Origin of the sequence: Micromonospora sp. LOL_021, assembly GCF_048060215.1 — a bacterium.
Taxonomy (GTDB): domain Bacteria; phylum Actinomycetota; class Actinomycetes; order Mycobacteriales; family Micromonosporaceae; genus Micromonospora_E.
Genome location: NZ_JBHMIN010000064.1, coordinates 1 through 15,413 on the forward strand (window position 1 = coordinate 1; position 15,413 = coordinate 15,413).

Consider the following 15,413-nt stretch of genomic DNA (forward strand, 5'->3'; position numbering starts at 1 on the left):
GCACTCCACCTGACCCACTTCGAATACAAATACCTGACGGCAAGTCGCTGAGATCAGCTCAGTAACCGTCCTCGTCGATTTGGGTGGCAACTTCGAGATTGACGTAGGTGGCCAGAATTTCCAGTCGGTGCACTTCCCAGTACGAATATCTCAGGTCGCTGAGCCAGATCTGCTCGACCTCCAGGGCGACACGCATAGGTGATGCTGCTGGTTCGGCGAGACAGAAGGCCGTGATCTGCTGGGCAGATTCGGGTGTCGTGTTTACGGCCACCTCTCGGATCGAAGGACATCGGAGCAAGTAGTGGTCGAAGTCGGTCGACATTCCCGAGAGATTGTCCGGATCGGCGGGAGGTGCTACAGATGCGACTGCGCGGACCGCTGCGGCGAACGCGGTCGGATCGGCTGCTTCCGTTGGATGTTCTTGGGGCTCGATGGCCTGCGGATCCTCCCACCATGTCTGGCCTCGGCGCCGGCGCCACCAGTACAGGACGGTCCGATCCTCCGGCCACCCTCCGAGGGCGCGACTGCCTGGCTCGAAGTGGTCCCGCTGGAGGTCGATCTTCCGCCAGTGTGGTTCTCGGCCGTAATCAGCGGGGTCGGCCCACCGCTCATTCGATTCGCCTTCGCTGCCAGGTCCCTTCAGGTAAAAATCCCGTTGCGCCTCGATCAGCGATAATATGTTCGCGCCTCGCGCTCGGTAGGGCCGGCGCAACTGGTAGACATCGTCTTCCCAATGGCATATTGGACAAATATCGTGAGATCCTGGTGGTTCGGTCATCGTCTGGTAGCCGCAACACACACATGGGTACACGAGGTCCATACATCAAGTGTGACAGGTGCCTCTGTCGCTACCTGAAAGGTTGCCTCGGGTAGCTGGATCAGTCGGTGTCGCTGGCAGCCAGGACCGCCAGCCCTCGCCGGTCCGGTGACACCACTGCCAGACCGATATCCCAGGCAATGCGGTCGAACCATGCGGTGGAGCCGGCGAACGAATACCACGAACAGCGATGCGCCAGCGCCTCGACGTCACCGACCGGTGCGCCATGCGGAGCGCCGACCAGCGCCGCAACCGACCGCCACGCCAGCAACCGTCCGTACGCTCCATACGCGCCGCGGTTGTACGCGCCGCCGGTCGACGCTGCCGAGAACAACTGCTGCCACGCCTGCAGCGCCGAGCATGCGCCGAGCCCGGTTGTCATGCCCTGGGCGCATTCCAGGCCGACGCTCACCAGCGCATCGCCGACGGCGTCCGGCGGGAGGTCGTCGTCGAACGCGAAAGTCCGTGCCTCGATACGGCCGTTGGATCCCTCGGCCCAGTTGTCGACCGCTGCGCTCAGCGGGACCGCCTCGCCGGACGTGGTCGTCTCCCGCCAACGAGGAACAGGGCCGTGCCCCTGAACAGGTTTCGCTGCCATGTCTGGTAGCTCATGGCTGCCACCGTCGATGTGGTACTCGGGAAGGCTGGGGCGTCCTTCGATCGGAGTCAACGACAGCGGTAGCCAGCCGAGCGGATGATGGCGCCAGTGCGGCGATTCGGCCCACCGGTGATGCACCTTAGCTCCGCGCAATACCAGCTCCTGCAGCAGACAGGCCCGCAGCTCCTCCGATCTGCCTGCATCGAACACGACGCCCAGATCGGTGACGGTATGGGCCGAAGCGAGCAGCGACGCGGCGTACCGGACCTGGCGACGGTCCTGCACGACGGAGATCAACCGAACGGCCTGGTCGGTCACCCCCGGCGTCAGAGTCAGCAGCCGCAGCGTCCGATTGAACACGCTGCGGTACTGCCACGGTGCCGTCGTATCGCCTCCGAACCTGCGCCACATCGCGATGCCGAGATCCGCGACGAAGCGTGCGTCGCCGGCCTGGAGATGCTTCTCGGCGAACTCCTTAACCCCCGTTACGTCGCCCGACTCGGCGAGGCCAGCCACGATGCTTCGGGGATCGTCATCCACGCAGAGAACCCTAGCCAGTGTTCACTCCTCGCATCGACCTGGCCTCGATCGGCACCAGCGAACGCACCATGAGCTGGCGGTCTTAGCTAGACCTTGCATCGGGAGCCAGCACTGGTGATGTCTCCGCTGCGCACCAGCTCCCGGATCGCCGCGGTCATCGCTGGTATGCCGGGCTCCGGCACGATGAGCTGGTCAACTGCCCAGAAGTAGCTGCCGTTCGCAACCTCTCCGGTATTCTTCCACCGCGCCAACAGGCGGCCGACCTCGTCGACGGTGAAGATCGTCAACGACCAGGTGGAGCCGTCGGGAAGGTCGACGAACGCGTCGACAGAGGTCACAGCGTCCACGATGTCCGTTCCTGGATCGAGCAGAAACCGTGCCACGAACGTCGGCTCGGTGATGGTAATGTACGGATCGCCGGTGCCCATGGACGCCAATCATGGCCTACCGCCGGGGTCGTCAGCGCGTCTCGTGAAGTGCCTGGTCGACGGCCTGCCGCAGGTGTACTGCCTCGTCGTCGTGGTCACAGAGCAGCAGCACGGTGAATGGGACGACCGTCCCCTCCGGTGGGCCGCCCGCGCCGGACCAATGGCGAACTGCCTGGGCGAGGATGCGGAAGAGTGTGCGCTGGTCCGGGGCGCTGTCCGGCAGCAGCTGGTGCGCGTTGTCGACGATCACCAGGTAGCCGTCCGCCGGTAGCCAGTGCAGATCTCTCAGACAGTCGGACAGCGCGTCCCAGTTCCAGCCGAAGTAGCGGGGAAAGAATAGGGCATCCGAGAAGTCGTAAAAGACCTGGTTGGCATCCGTGAACCTCATGCCGTCAAGGCGGGCCACCACGAATCTGCCGGACGCCGGAAGCACTGCGGCCAACTCCACCAGGGAGCCACGCGAGCAGACCACGATCGGATCGCTGGAGCTGTGCCACGCTTCCTCCGCCATCCGCTGTCGGTGAGCCAGCGCAGGAGTTGCCCGATCAAAATCGGGTGCCGACTGCGGCGGCGACTCGGCGGCCGATGCTCTCCAGTTTGTCAATGATCCGCAATCCCTCGCTGAGCTCTATTCTCCCACTGCCGACCTGTTCGATAAGTCGCTTTGCCTCGCCGGAATTCTCAAGAGCCTTCCTGGCTGCAGCCCCCCGTCGTCCCCCGAACTGGGATTCGTGTAGGGCTTCCCGGAGAACGGCAATCACGCGCTTGGCTGTGGAGTCGAACACGATTTGGAACTGGTCGCTGGCATCCTTCTCCAGGTCGGCCATTGCAGAGAGTGGGGAATCGTTTGCCGACTTGGTGTCAGAGTTGATTGTTGTATGGCTATCCCTTTGCGGGGGGTTGCCAAGGGCCAGGTCGACTGCTGCGGAGAACATCTTGATGGCGCTCATTGCGCCCTGAACGCAGGCGAAAAATACGAACGGCGTAGGGGTCTCCGTGCGTAGGGACCGTTCGATTATCTCTGTTGCGTCGATCAACGACCTCAGTGCGATCTCGCGGTAGATCCTGCCGGCGCGCGCCGCTTCGTTGCTGACTCTGAAGGTGGTTTCAATGATGTCGCGAATGCTCCCGAGGTATTCTACGAATGACTTGGCAGGGTGATTTGGGTTGTCGATGTAAATTCTGAATTTCTCGTCTATTGGTGCGTCGCGGTACGCGAGTGGTAGGTTTGCGTCTGCGGCGCAGTCGCTCAGCCTGAGGAACGCCCAACCTGGCGGCGGCGGCCCCCAATCGGGATTTGGGTGCCAATCTGCGGTAGGTGTCCATCCCGGTGGCATCTCGGTCCAATTTGGCGGAGCTGTCCACCGAAGTCCTGTGGTGGAATACAGATGTGGGCTACCTGACTCACTACGCGGCATGCCGTTCACTGTATGCTGCCGGTCGACGTAGTGGGTAACGGAGGCATCCTTGCCTGACGAACCCCGGCACCATCAGTTGGGCAGCTCGACTTCGTGAGATTGGTCAGCCTCAGCCAAAGCGGGCTGGGTAGGCAACCGGAACAGCCTGTCTGGTTGCTGCGAAGTCGCGACGGCACGGCCGGGCGGGCGATCGGCGTACGGGCGGATCGTTGCTACCGTCGGTCGGTGCGCCAGGACTCGCCGAGGTGGGAGCAGATCAACCCCAGTGGGTACGAGTGGGAGCGGGAGGGCCTGCGGGAGCTGGCCTCGTACCTGCCGGATGTCGACCCGTACCACGTCTGGGCCAACATCGAGTTCGTCGCGTCCGACGGCTCGATCAACGAGGTCGACGCGCTGGTGCTCACCCCCAGCGGGCTGTACGTCGTGGAGCTCAAGCACTGGCAGGGTGAGCTGCACGGCGACGGCAGCCAGTGGGTGCACCGGGCGACGAAGACGTCGCGGCTGATCCCGCGGGACAATCCGACGATCCTGGCCAACCGTAAGGCGAAGCGGCTGGCGAGCCTGATCGACCACTACGCCCGCCAGCAGCGCAAACATGCCCGTACGCCGTTCATCGGGGCGGCGGTGTTCCTGCACGCCCGGTCGTTGCGGTCGCAGCTGGATGCGATCGGCCGCCAGCACGTGTACGGCCTGCACGATGCGTCCGAGTCGGGTCTGCCGAGTCTGCGGGAGATGTTGACGGCCCCGCCGCGTAATCCGGCGCATCTGATCGACGAGGTTCGGGGGCAGGAGATCGTGGCCCTGGTCAAGGGGGCGAAGATCCGCCCGTCGGTGGCGGACCGCAAGGTGGGGCAGCTGCTGCTGCATCCGCGTCCGTTCGCTGAGGGCGTCGGCTGGCAGGATTTCATCGCCGGGCATGTGATGGACACCGCGCTGCTGCGCCGGGTGCGGTTCTATCTGACCAGCCGGGCGCCGGAGGAGGAGATCCCGGCGATCCGGGCCGCCGCCGAGCGGGAGTTCCGGCTGCTGCAGGGCATCCACCATCCGGGGATCGCCCAGGCGCACGACCTGGTCGATCATCCGCTGGGCCCGGCGCTGATCTTCGACCATCAGCAGCAGTGGGTACGCCTGGACCAGTATCTGGTGGAGCGGGGTGACCGGCTGACGTTGGCGCAGCGGCTGCACCTGCTCGGCGACCTGGCGGAGATCGTCGACTACGCGCATTCGCGTCGGCTGGCGCACCGGGCGCTGCATCCGGGCGCGGTGTACGTCTGCGATCCGGAGTCGTCGCGTCCGCAGCTGGTGGTGACGAACTGGCAGACCGGTGGCCGGTTGGCGGACACCCGGTTGACCCGTACCGGTGGTTCGTCGACGGACCCGGGCAGTCTGACGTTGCTGCACGACGACGAGGTGCGGCGCTACCAGGCGCCGGAGGCGGCGATGCCGGGTCGTCCGCCCGGCCACCAGTTGGACGTTTTCGCGCTCGGCGCGGTCGGCTACCGGATCTTCGCCGGTCAGCCGCCGGCGGGCAGCGCCGAGGAGCTGGCGACGGCCGTACGCGACAGTGGGGTGAACCTGGCGGCGGCGGTCGACGGGATGCCGGCGGCGTTGGTCGACGCGGTTTACGACGCGACCCGGGGGGATCCGACGCGCCGGTCGGCGAGTGTCGCCGCGTTCCGGTCTCGCCTGGAGCGGGTGTGGGATGAGCTGACGGCACCGGAGCCGGAGCCGGTGGTCGATCCGCTCGTCGCCCGCAAGGGCGACGTGCTCGACATCGGCTACACCGTGCTGAGCCGCCTGGGTGCCGGTTCGACGGCGTTGGCACTGCTGGTCAGCGAACCGGCGGTCGACGGCAAGGACGGCCGGCGGCTGGTGTTGAAGGTGGCCCGCGACGAGCAGCACGCCGCCCGACTGGAGGTGGAGGCGGAGACGCTGGGCAAGCTGCGGGACCGGCGGGTGGCCGCGTTGGTGCAGGGGCCGATCACGGTCGGTGGCCGGACGGCACTGCTGATGGAGAGCGCGGGGGAGCGGACCCTCGCCGAGGAGCTGCAGGGCGGCCGGCTGACGCTGGACCTGCTGGAGCGGTACGGCCGGGACCTGCTGGAGATCGTCGTCTACCTCGACGAGGTGGGGATCTGGCACCGGGATCTGAAGCCGGCGAACCTTGCTGCCCGACCGCTGAATTCCAAGGACCGGCGGCCGCATCTGTGCGTTTTCGACTTTTCGCTCTCCGCGACCCCAACGGACCAGCTGACCGCCGGCACCGCCGGCTACCTGGATCCGTTCCTCGGCCCACCGAAGCGGCTGCGCTACGACCGGGCGGCGGAGCGGTTCGCCGCCGCGGTGACGTTGTTCGAGATGGCGACGGGGTCGCTGCCGGAGTGGGGCGGGGCCAATCCGGCGGCGGTCAGCGACGAGGTGACCCTGGATCCGGCGATGTTCGAGCCGGCGGTCGCGGACCGGCTGGTCGACTTCTTCGGCCGGGCGTTGGCCCGGGAGACGGCCGACCGGTTCGACACGGCCGAGGAGATGCTCGACGCCTGGCGGGACATTTTCCGTAAGGTGCCGGTGGCCGGCGGCGGGCTGGCGTCGCCGGCGGCGGTGTCGGTGGCGAGCCTGGACACCGTGTTGGAGCAGTCGCCGCTGACGGAGCGGGCCCGTTCGGCGGTGCGCCGGCTCGGGTTGGTCACCGTGCGGGATCTGCTCCAGGCCAAACCGTCCAGGTTGGTCACCGCGCAGGGCGTGCCGGACGCGACCCGCAAGGAGATCCTGTCGTACGCCCGGTCGCTGCGCCCGCTGCTGGCGGCCGACCCACCCGACCGTGTTGGTGCGGCCGACGGGGCGGAACAGGGCGGCGACGGCCAGCAGACAGCCGGGGTGGCGACGCGGGGCATGGAGACGCTCTGCGCCGCGCTGCTGCCGGCGGAGACGGGCCGCACGAGCAAGCGTCGGACGACGTTGGCGGTGCTGCTGGGCCAGGAGCCGGCACCGGGCGACGACACGTGGCTGCACTGGCCGACCCAGGGGGAGGTGGCGCGCCGAACCGGCCAGACCCAGCCGCAGATTTCGACCCTGTTGCGCAAGCAGGTGCAGGTCTGGTCGGGCAACGAGCTCGTGTCGGCGGTACGCGACGAGATCGTCGCCCTGGTGGAGAGCCGGGGTGCGGTGATGTCGGCCGCGGAGCTGGCCGACGCGCTGATCGCCACGCACGGCTCGTTCACGTCGGAGCCGAAACGCACCGCCCAGGCGGTCGGCCTGGTCCGGGCGGCGGTGGAGACGGAGCTGGCCACCGGCGGGGACGCCCGGTTGGCGATCCAGCGGTTCCGTGCCTCGTCGACGGTGCTGGTGGGCCGGGAACCGGTGGATCCGGCGGCGACGACCACCGCCGCCGACCTGCTGTCGTACGTGGTGGCGCTCGGCGGCCGGGCAACCGAGTTGGTGGAGTCCGATCCGCTGCCGACCCGGCAGCGGGCGGTGGCGGAGCTGGCCGCGGTCACGCCGCCGCCGACGATGCCGGTGGTGCCGGAGCTGCGGCTGCTGCAGTTGGCGGCGGCCGGCAGTAACGGCCGGGCCGACGTCAACGGGCAGGGCCAGCTCTACCCGGTGGACATGCCGGCCGAGCGGGCGTTGCGGTTGGCCGCTGGCAGCATCGCCGGGCAGCGGCTACGGGAGGACGAGATCATCGGCCGGGTCCGGGCCCGTTTCCCACGCGCGCAGCAGCTGCCGGGCCGGCCGCAGCTCGACACGCTGGTCCGCACCGTCGCCGGGATCGAATGGGATTCTGAGCAGCGGGTGTACGCCCCGCCGCCGCTGCCGTCGGTGTTCAGCGGCACCAGGGGTGCCACGGTCACGGGCGGGTTCGCCGCGCCGCTGTGGCAGGCCGACGAGGTGACGGCGAAGCTGGCCGGGGCGATCGACCGGCGGGCGTTCCTGGCGGTGCTGACCCCGTTGCGGGAGCTGGCCGCCGCCCGGCGGGAGCTGCTGGCCCGGCTCGGGCTGACCGAGGTGGACGTGACGGGGATCCTGCTGGATCGGCTGCGGGCGCTCGGCTACCCGTGGCAGGCGCTGGTGGCGGCGGATTCCGGTTCGGCCACTGACGCGAACTTCCGCAGCCTGGTGGATCTGGTCCGGCACGAGGTGGTGCCGGCGATTCGGGCGGCGCTGGCCACGGACGCGCCGGTGCTGTTGACCGAGGCGGCGCCGCTGGCCCGGTACGGCCAGGTGGAGCTGTTGGCGGAGTTGGCGGATCTGACCCGGCCCCGGCCGGCGGCGCGACTGCTGCTGGTGCCGGCCCGCAAACCGGAGCCGGCCATGTTGGACGGTTACCAGTTGCCGTTGACGTCACCGGCGAGTCAGTCGCTGTGGATTCCGGGGCAATGGCTGAACGCCAGATCTGGTAGGACTATCCACCATGCCCATCCGACGGCTGCTTCTGGAGAACTACCGAGGGTTCCGTAACCGGCAGGAGATCGAGCTGGCACCGATCACGGTGGTGCTCGGCAAGAACAACTCCGGCAAGAGCGCTCTGACCCGTGCACCGCTGGTGATCGCCACCGGCTTCGACACCACCTCACCGTCCCCACTGGATTTGGAACGGCTGGGCCCGGACGCGGCCGATGACGTGCGCGAGCTCTACTTCGATCAGCTCGATGTGCGGCCGCTGACGTTGGGCGTGACCGTCGACGGTCCGCTGCCGTTCACACTGCGGGTGGATCTGGAGTATTCAGCCAGACTACGCAACGCGGTAGTGGCGGCGCTTCGGGTCGACACAGATGACAGCGCCGACCCGGTCGGCACCGTTGAGTTGGTGTCGAGCCGATTCACCGCCCCGATGCCGGATACCTCGGACATCGACGGCGTCGAGCTGTCGACGCTTCCTGAGCCTTCGGTCGACGGGCTCGACGAGTACGACATCCGCATCAGTGGCGAGCCGACCCGGACGAGGCAGGTGCGTTTCGCGGGCCTGCTGCCTGCCGCCGGGCAACTGCCGGACCTGGACGACCTGTTCCGCCAGGTGCGCCCAGGTCTGATCCGATACCTGGGGCCGTACCGGGAGCGGGTGGCCCGTCAGCATCGGATGCCGATGCGCAGACGAGGTGTTGCCGCCCATCGTCGCGCATTGGTGGAGGGTGAGGTGACTCGCGATTGGGTGATTGAGGCGCCTGTGGAATCTGTATGGCCTTACAGCATCGAAAGCTTGAAGGCTGAGTGCGATGAAGCGGTTATGCGGCTGCTCTGGCCTACCAAGCCGGTCCTCGTGCAACGAAGCGCTTATGGCCTGACTCAGCTCGAACGAGGGTTGGAGTGGTTCGAGTATTCTATGTTCTTCGTAAAGCGCTACCAGGTGCCGTTGTCGATTGCGTTTGCCGAGGTGGCGACGCATAACAATTTCGTTCTGGATCGAGGTGGAAAGGTCTTCAAGCAGACGGCTCCCGTGATCAAGTTGCCCTTGGGGGCTGCGGAGGATCGTCATCTGGAATTGCTTGGTGTGCTCAATAGCTCTACCGCAGGTTTCTGGTTGAAGCAGACCTGTTTTCCAAAGGGTGGCAGTGGCGTGGGAAGGGGAATCCAGCCCGAAGATTGGATGGAGCGGTTCGCCTTCAACGCGACGAACGTCGAGCAACTGCCGTTGCCGGCGGAGTATCCGTTGGAGCGGGCGCGTGAGCTGGATACGTTGGCGCAGCGGTTGGGGGAGTTGACTCCAGCGGCGGTGGCCGGGTCGGGGGTGCCGACTGTGGAGCGGCTGGCGCAGGCGAGAGTCGAGTACGACCTGGTCCGGGCGCGGATGATCGCGCTTCAGGAGGAGCTGGACTGGGAGGTCTACCGGCTCTACGGGCTGATGGATGAGGATCTGACCCATCCGGACCCGCCAGGGCTGAGCCTTGGTGAGCGGGCGTTCGAGATCACGATGGTGCAGCAGAAGGTGGAGACGGCCTGGTTCGTGCGGCACGACTCCGTACCGGTGGACAAGCCGAACCCCGACTGGCCGGCGGATTACCGCGACCTGGTCGAACGACGGATCGCTGCCATGGCCGGCAACCGGCACCTTCAGCTGATCGAGCGTCCGGAGTGCAAGCGGCGCTGGGCCACTGACGGCTGGGACAAGATGCAGGCGGCGGCGCTGCGGGACTGGCTGTTGGAGCGGCTGGAGGCCCCGGAGTTGTGGGGCGGCACGCCGGAGCCGCTGTCGGTGGCGCAGCTCGCCGACCGGGTGGCCGGCGACGCCGACTTCCAGCAGGTGTTGGCGCTGCTGCCGGAGTACGAGGGCATGAGCCTGGTCGTCGCGCTCGACAAGCTGGTCGCCACCGAGCATGTGCCGTTCCTGCCGAAGCAGCGCTACAAGCCGTCCGGGCTGCGTAAGCGGGTGTTGTGGGAGCAGACCTGGGAGAAGCAGCGGCGCGAGGACGCCGGGGAGATGGTCGAGATCGACGTGCCGCCGAAGTACACCTCGGCGGACTTCGTCCGGCCGTCGTACGCGAAGGCGCGGGGCAAGCTCGACGTGCCAAAGGAGCGCTTTATCTCGTACCCGGAAATGGGCCGCGACACCGACTCCAGTCTGCTGCTCGGCTGGGCCGGCTGGGACCACCTGGCGCAGGCGCAGGCGCTGGCCACGGTGTACGTGAATCGGCGCAGTCAGGAGGCGTGGGAGGCGCACCGCCTGCTGCCGCTGCTCGCCGGCCTGCTGGAGCTGGAGCCGTGGCTACACCAGTGGTACGCCGCCGAACGCCCCGGCTATCCCGGCTCGCCGGCACAGTTCTACACCGACTTCATCGACACCGAGCTGTCCACCCTCAGCTCCGACCGCACCGCCCTGTCCCTGCTCCGCGGCCTCCCCGAGTAGGACCCGACAGGTTCAACCCGATACGCCTGGCGGTTGTGCAACCTTGATAACTTTGTCTGGCAGCGCAGCCTGCCTGACGTCGGCTCGCCCCTCACCAACGAGTTTTCTGACGTCATCGAGCAAGGACGGGTTCTGTTCAAGCATCAGCTTGATGCCGTCTCGCACCTCCTCGGGTGTAAGCATTCCGCTTGAGTCGGGCAGTTCAAGATTCTCGATCCTGGCATTGCGTAGGACCTCGATCTGCTCTTCACTGAACCGCTTCGCATCCTCGCTCAACAGCCTGGCGGTCAGGGCTGCGACAAAGCGTTCCATGGCCTCGACGCTGCTCATGCTGATTTGATTCTCGTCCGACGAGGCGATCGCCGCCTGTGGGAAGTTTGGAGCGGTGTCCACGGCATCGCCGTCAGCCTTGCGGGATTTTGCAAGTCTTTCCCACGCCGACCTGATGGTCGGACTTGCCCTATTGATCCACCATCGCCTGACGTGTGGCGCAGCCTTCTCCGTAGCCTTGATGGCTGCAAGCAGGACTAGAAAGCCGAGTACCGCTCTGGCGTCCGGGAGGTCCTCTTCCTTGGAGTTTGGTGTGAGATCGTAGTCGATGTAGGTGAAGGGCGGCGGTGAGTAGTACTCAATCGATTCTTCTAGACTTTCGTCCTTTAGGAAAATTTCGGCATGTCTCAGTGTCTTTGCTTCAGGGTCATGCGCAAAACCACGGTGGGCGCCGGCGGTCTTTCGTGACGAAGAGAGGTGCGCGCCTTTTGGTACTCGAATGGTGGCCTTGTATTCGTCGTATTCTTGACTGTCCATCTAATGCTTTCTTTTGATTGTGTGCGTCGTATGTGCAGATCAAGCTTTGCGTTGCTCGGGGTGAGCCTCGTGGAGCAGCCCTTCGGCTTCCAGGAGGAAGGCGTCAAGCTGTTCCTCGCTCAACTGTGCGTCCTCGATGAGCCTGAACAGCAGTTGGGCCTGGATTTCTGCCATTTCGCCGATGTCAAGCTTGTCTACTGTTTCTTCGGCGCCCGCGATATCCATGCCGAGCATGGCGAAGATGAGAGCTTCAGCCTCTTTCGCTGGTAGTTTGTGCCCCTCGGTGAGGTTGGCCCGAGCGTCGGCGACGAACCTCATGACCTCGCCCGGGTCGAGACTTTGGCCGAATCGTCGCTGAACCGCGACGAAGAAGGCGTACCCGATGATGGCCACGGGCGTGCCCTTACCCTGCTCTTCAAACTGTCGGACGAAAGAATCGTATGCTTCCCAGTCCTGAATCAGGATAGTGCGAACGAACTTCGTTTCTTCATCCATCAGTATCATCCTTATGGATTGACTTTCGGTTCTTTGCTCGCTTGCGGATTCCGGAAGCGATCTCTGATCCCTTTGCGCCGAGGACAGCGAGAGTCAGTGCGGCCAAAAGCGCTTCGCCTGCTGTTCCGCTCGGTTGATGCGCCGGCTCGAAGGCGAAGTCCGGAGGCCTGCTGACCGTAGTTCCTCCGGGTGGGTTCGCTGCATCGTGGAACCAGTCCACAGCCTTCTTGATGTGTTGAAGTCCGTCGTCAGCGGCTCTGACCTGCCCGATCCGGGCGAGAGCTTTGATCGCCTTGGGTGCCTTGCTGTACTGGGGCACTGCGAGGCTCTCGCCAGTTGGCATCCCCCCGGTACTGGAACCCCGGCTCGGGATCGAGCCGGGGGCTATGTGGTCGGCGTAGCTCGCGATCTCGGCGGCTGCCTTGGCGATCAGCCGGGCGACCTTGCCGGACTTCGCGGCGGCTTCGCCAGCTTCACTCAGCATCGCATCGACATGCCTGTTGTCGGCGCCCGCCGTCGCGGTCTCGTAGTGCTTGAGTCCTTCGGCCGCTGCCTGCTCTGCGTTGCTGGCCTCGACCGCAGCACCGTCAAGATCTCTGAGGATCTGCCGCAGTTGTCCGATAACGTCGCCGACGCTGCTGCTCACCCGAGGGCCTTCATGTACTTGCCAGCGCTGTCGCTGCTGTTTCGGACCCGGCGCTGAACCAGCTCACCTTCGGTGTCGGCCTCGCGGAGCAGGGTGAGGGCGGCCGTGACGTGATCGTGTTGGCTGTCCTGGAGAACTGCGATGGCAGCGAGATGACAGCTCCGGACGGTCTCCCGTACGGCCCCGATGGTCGTCGCCGCCGACTCCAATGTCTCGGTCCCCTCGCGCAGACGGCCCTTGACTTCGTCAACGCTCACTGCTGCTACCCGAGGATACCGGCGTACCGCTGAGTGGCTTCCCCGGCGGCTCGGACGAGGCCGACGGATGACTCCAGCTGAGTCTTGGTCTGCTCGCAGCGGGCGATGGCTTCGCCGATCAAGGGGTGCCCGGTGCCTGCTGCGACCGCGCGGAGCTGCGAGAGCATGTTGTCCAACGCGTTCACCGCAGCGGCGATCTGTTGCTGCGTCGCGTTGCCGTGCTCGGCGGCCTGGGCCAAGCCGGCCTTCACCTCTTGAATACTCGCCATCAGTGCCTCCCCAAGTCCTGACTGGCGTGGACGGCTGCGAACGCTCCTCGTGGATGGTTCACGTTTCGATCGTCCGACCATAGTCGACCGGTTGCGGGAGTGCGACCCTGAGTGACGGATAGTCGTCACTCGCGCTGAGAGCTACTGGCTGTCCGTCAGCCGTTGGCCGCCGTGGTGCTGTAGCCAGCCGGCCAGCAGCTCGGGGTGGTGCAGCTGGAGGTCGCCGTACGGATCCCAGCGCAGCCAGTCAGGCGCGATCACGCCTAGCGTGATCAGATCGGAGCCGTCGCTGTCGGTGATCTTAAGCCAGCAATCGGGCCAGGACATCCAGTCCATGAGCCCAGACTCGGGCTGCAGATGTAGCGCCGCTGCGAGCGCTTCCAGGGTGTCAACGTTCACGACATTGGCGAGTAACGACGGCCGCTCGCGGTGTCGCCGCTTGCGAGCCAGGGGATCTCGCCCTTGCGGTCGAAGACCTGAACCCGGTGCGCGCGGAGCAGCTTGGCGGGTAGGGCCTCGGCAAGCTGCTCGGCGGTGACGCTTGGTTCCACCTGCTGTTCGGTCAGTTGGTGTCGGTGAGGGTGGAGAGGAAGGACGTCCAGCCGGCGGGGGAGAAGGTGAGTGCCGGGCCAGCGGGGTCTTTGCTGTCGCGTACGAGGACTGTGACGGGGACGTTGGTGGCTACCTCGACGCACTGACCCTGCCCGTTGCTGCGGGAACTCTTGCGCCAGATTGCCAGATCCAGGCTACGAGGGGTGGTGGTCATTCGGTGCTCTCCCTTGCTCCCTGCTCCAGCATCGCCTCGGCCCTCATCCGCAGGAAGGCAAGCGAGTCGGCGGGTGAGAGCGCGGTCGCGCGGAGGTGGTCGAACGCCAGCCCGTGCGTCTCTACATGGTAGTCCTTGTCGAGGACTGCGGCACCGCTCAGGTTTTCCTGGTAAACCACGGTCGGATGGTCGCTGAAGTCGAGCAGCGTGAAGGGCACGCCCATGCCCATGTGCGCGCCCTGGCGAAACGGCAGCACCTGGATGGTGATCGCCGGCCGCTGCGCCATGGTGATCAGGTGCTCCAGCTGGGCTGCCATCACCTGTGGGCCACCGATCGGCCGATGTAGGACTGCTTCGTCGAGGACGAACCACATCCGGGGCGGATCGGGGCGATCCATGATCCGCTGGCGCGTGGCGCGGACGTCGATTCGGTCCTCGATCTTCTCTGGCGGAGCGTCCGGGAACTCGGCGCTGATGATGGTGCGAGCGTAGTCCGCAGTCTGGAGTAGACCGTTGACGAGCTGGACGTCGTAGATGCGGTGCTGGGTCGCCTCGTTCTCGAAGGCCACGTACTCGGCGAACCAGTCAGGCAAGGTCTTCGAGTAGTCAAGCCACCAGCTGTGCTGACGGGCCTCGCCAGCGAGCTGGAGGATCTCTGCGGCCTTCTCGGCGGGAGCGCCGTAGAGGCGCAGCAACTTCATGACGTTCCGAGTCGTCACCGAGACCTGGGCATTCTCGACGCGAGACAGCGTCGACTTGCCGATCTTCACCTTCTGAATGACCTGGTCGAGTGTCAGATCGGCGGCTTCGCGAAGTGCGCGGAGCTCCGTTGCGAGTCGACGGCGCTGGATGGTCTGGATTCCTGCCACAGCGGACAGTGTGCACCATGCGAGCACTGTTTGACGAGTACCCATCGGGCGGCAAATTTTTGTGAAGTGATGAGTTGCAAGATCACATTATTGGTGCCAACGTAGGCGGTGCATCGAAGGTGGACGGTTGATCAACTAGCCGGCTACCGGGTAGCGGGGAGCGGCGAGTTCATGATCGTTTCCCGCTGCGTTTCGCTGAAGTCCCAGGTGATCGGGCAGGCTGAGGTAACGGCTCGCCCGGTCATCCCCAGCCCAATCAGAAGGGTTGATCATGGTGGCGCTTGGTGCCCTGGTTTCCGGAATCCTGCTCGGGTTCTTCGTGGGGTTGTTCAGTTTCAAGATCAAGTCGCGGTGGTGTCCCGACTGCGGTCGGACGACGCTGCCCGCCGCTGATCGGTAGCGTGCCGGCCGACCGGTCCCCGGCCGATCCCCGCCCCGGTGACGAGTTGATCATCGACGGTCGGGCGAGTGTGCAGTTCGCGGCCGGGCGGGGTTTCCGGTTCCGGGTGACGACAGTAGACCAAAAGCTGACGTACGAGGGCTGGGTCTGGTTGGCCGGCTACGTGTTGGCAGCCGACGGTGAAGCGCGTGAACGTCGGGAGATCTTCGTCCAGCGCGACGGTCTCCGCTGGGCACCGCGCCCGCGCCGGCCCCACCGCTGA

The 15,413-nt window shown here is 65.8% G+C and carries 17 protein-coding genes; 3 read left to right on the plus strand and 14 right to left on the minus strand.

From position 1 onward, the window contains the following. Nucleotides 1-58 precede the first annotated feature (58 nt). The 5 genes from ACFHWT_RS27845 to ACFHWT_RS27865 all read right to left on the minus strand — a co-directional run bounded on the left by ACFHWT_RS27845 (nucleotide 59) and on the right by ACFHWT_RS27865 (nucleotide 3,720). Nucleotides 59-820, minus strand: a complete 762-nt coding sequence (locus ACFHWT_RS27845; protein ID WP_416597646.1) for a CPCC family cysteine-rich protein — start codon at nucleotides 818-820, stop codon at nucleotides 59-61. A 58-nt stretch (nucleotides 821-878) separates the two neighbouring features. Beyond that, nucleotides 879-1,955, minus strand: coding sequence for a DUF6183 family protein (locus ACFHWT_RS27850; protein WP_416597647.1), 1,077 nt, complete (start codon nucleotides 1,953-1,955; stop codon nucleotides 879-881). Between the two features lie 86 nt (nucleotides 1,956-2,041). After that, nucleotides 2,042-2,383, minus strand: coding sequence for a hypothetical protein (locus ACFHWT_RS27855; protein WP_416597648.1), 342 nt, complete (start codon nucleotides 2,381-2,383; stop codon nucleotides 2,042-2,044). 31 nt (nucleotides 2,384-2,414) lie between these two features. Then, nucleotides 2,415-2,894, minus strand: coding sequence for a barstar family protein (locus ACFHWT_RS27860; protein WP_416597649.1), 480 nt, complete (start codon nucleotides 2,892-2,894; stop codon nucleotides 2,415-2,417). 34 nt (nucleotides 2,895-2,928) lie between these two features. Continuing rightward, nucleotides 2,929-3,720 (minus strand): hypothetical protein, encoded by a 792-nt coding sequence (locus tag ACFHWT_RS27865; protein ID WP_416597650.1) that lies wholly within the window; start codon nucleotides 3,718-3,720, stop codon nucleotides 2,929-2,931. 306 nt (nucleotides 3,721-4,026) lie between these two features. Here ACFHWT_RS27865 and pglW point away from each other — a divergent pair, with 306 nt between their 5' ends. Next, the gene (gene pglW / locus ACFHWT_RS27870) at nucleotides 4,027-8,259 is read left to right on the plus strand and encodes a BREX system serine/threonine kinase PglW (RefSeq protein WP_416597651.1); all 4,233 of its coding nucleotides are present in this window, start codon (nucleotides 4,027-4,029) and stop codon (nucleotides 8,257-8,259) included. Continuing rightward, nucleotides 8,213-10,642: a BREX-2 system adenine-specific DNA-methyltransferase PglX gene (gene pglX, locus ACFHWT_RS27875; RefSeq protein ID WP_416597652.1), complete on the plus strand. Its 2,430-nt coding sequence runs from the start codon at nucleotides 8,213-8,215 to the stop codon at nucleotides 10,640-10,642. Before pglW ends, pglX begins: the two co-directional genes overlap by 47 nt. Before the next feature lie 12 nt (nucleotides 10,643-10,654). Here the strand turns inward: pglX and ACFHWT_RS27880 are convergent, their stop codons facing one another. The 9 genes from ACFHWT_RS27880 to ACFHWT_RS27920 form a co-directional block, all read right to left on the minus strand. Continuing rightward, nucleotides 10,655-11,449, minus strand: a complete 795-nt coding sequence (locus tag ACFHWT_RS27880; protein ID WP_416597653.1) for a hypothetical protein — start codon at nucleotides 11,447-11,449, stop codon at nucleotides 10,655-10,657. A 39-nt stretch (nucleotides 11,450-11,488) separates the two neighbouring features. Next, on the minus strand, nucleotides 11,489-11,944 hold the full coding sequence (locus ACFHWT_RS27885) for a hypothetical protein (RefSeq protein WP_416551947.1): 456 nt from the start codon (nucleotides 11,942-11,944) through the stop codon (nucleotides 11,489-11,491). After that, nucleotides 11,937-12,590, minus strand: coding sequence for a hypothetical protein (locus ACFHWT_RS27890; protein ID WP_416597654.1), 654 nt, complete (start codon nucleotides 12,588-12,590; stop codon nucleotides 11,937-11,939). The genes ACFHWT_RS27885 and ACFHWT_RS27890 overlap by 8 nt, the downstream gene beginning before the upstream one ends. After that, nucleotides 12,587-12,847, minus strand: a complete 261-nt coding sequence (locus tag ACFHWT_RS27895; RefSeq protein WP_416551945.1) for a hypothetical protein — start codon at nucleotides 12,845-12,847, stop codon at nucleotides 12,587-12,589. Before ACFHWT_RS27895 ends, ACFHWT_RS27890 begins: the two co-directional genes overlap by 4 nt. 5 nt (nucleotides 12,848-12,852) lie before the next feature. Next, entirely contained in the window at nucleotides 12,853-13,116 is a 264-nt protein-coding gene (locus ACFHWT_RS27900; protein ID WP_281567143.1) for a hypothetical protein, read from the minus strand. Between the two features lie 141 nt (nucleotides 13,117-13,257). Further along, on the minus strand, nucleotides 13,258-13,515 hold the full coding sequence (locus ACFHWT_RS27905) for a hypothetical protein (protein WP_416551944.1): 258 nt from the start codon (nucleotides 13,513-13,515) through the stop codon (nucleotides 13,258-13,260). Continuing rightward, nucleotides 13,512-13,667 (minus strand): hypothetical protein, encoded by a 156-nt coding sequence (locus ACFHWT_RS27910; RefSeq protein ID WP_416551943.1) that lies wholly within the window; start codon nucleotides 13,665-13,667, stop codon nucleotides 13,512-13,514. The genes ACFHWT_RS27905 and ACFHWT_RS27910 overlap by 4 nt, the downstream gene beginning before the upstream one ends. 11 nt (nucleotides 13,668-13,678) lie before the next feature. Continuing rightward, a complete protein-coding gene (locus ACFHWT_RS27915; protein WP_416597655.1) occupies nucleotides 13,679-13,882 on the minus strand; it encodes a DUF397 domain-containing protein in 204 nt (67 codons plus the stop codon). Continuing rightward, nucleotides 13,879-14,751 (minus strand): helix-turn-helix domain-containing protein, encoded by an 873-nt coding sequence (locus tag ACFHWT_RS27920; RefSeq protein ID WP_416597656.1) that lies wholly within the window; start codon nucleotides 14,749-14,751, stop codon nucleotides 13,879-13,881. Before ACFHWT_RS27920 ends, ACFHWT_RS27915 begins: the two co-directional genes overlap by 4 nt. Nucleotides 14,752-15,152: 401 nt before the next feature. Between ACFHWT_RS27920 and ACFHWT_RS27925 the strand changes: the two genes are divergently transcribed. After that, nucleotides 15,153-15,413, plus strand: coding sequence for a hypothetical protein (locus ACFHWT_RS27925; RefSeq protein WP_416568736.1), 261 nt, complete (start codon nucleotides 15,153-15,155; stop codon nucleotides 15,411-15,413).

Coding starts and splice junctions, on each gene's coding strand:
- pglX (WP_416597652.1), top strand. CDS start 8,213: ATGCCCATCCGACGGCTGCTTCTGGAGAACTACCGAGGGTTCCGTAAC.
- ACFHWT_RS27885 (WP_416551947.1), bottom strand. CDS start 11,944: ATGGATGAAGAAACGAAGTTCGTTCGCACTATCCTGATTCAGGACTGG.
- ACFHWT_RS27865 (WP_416597650.1), bottom strand. CDS start 3,720: ATGCCACCGGGATGGACACCTACCGCAGATTGGCACCCAAATCCCGAT.
- ACFHWT_RS27855 (WP_416597648.1), bottom strand. CDS start 2,383: ATGGGCACCGGCGATCCGTACATTACCATCACCGAGCCGACGTTCGTG.
- ACFHWT_RS27860 (WP_416597649.1), bottom strand. CDS start 2,894: ATGGCGGAGGAAGCGTGGCACAGCTCCAGCGATCCGATCGTGGTCTGC.
- ACFHWT_RS27845 (WP_416597646.1), bottom strand. CDS start 820: ATGGACCTCGTGTACCCATGTGTGTGTTGCGGCTACCAGACGATGACC.
- ACFHWT_RS27880 (WP_416597653.1), bottom strand. CDS start 11,449: ATGGACAGTCAAGAATACGACGAATACAAGGCCACCATTCGAGTACCA.
- ACFHWT_RS27915 (WP_416597655.1), bottom strand. CDS start 13,882: ATGACCACCACCCCTCGTAGCCTGGATCTGGCAATCTGGCGCAAGAGT.
- ACFHWT_RS27900 (WP_281567143.1), bottom strand. CDS start 13,116: ATGGCGAGTATTCAAGAGGTGAAGGCCGGCTTGGCCCAGGCCGCCGAG.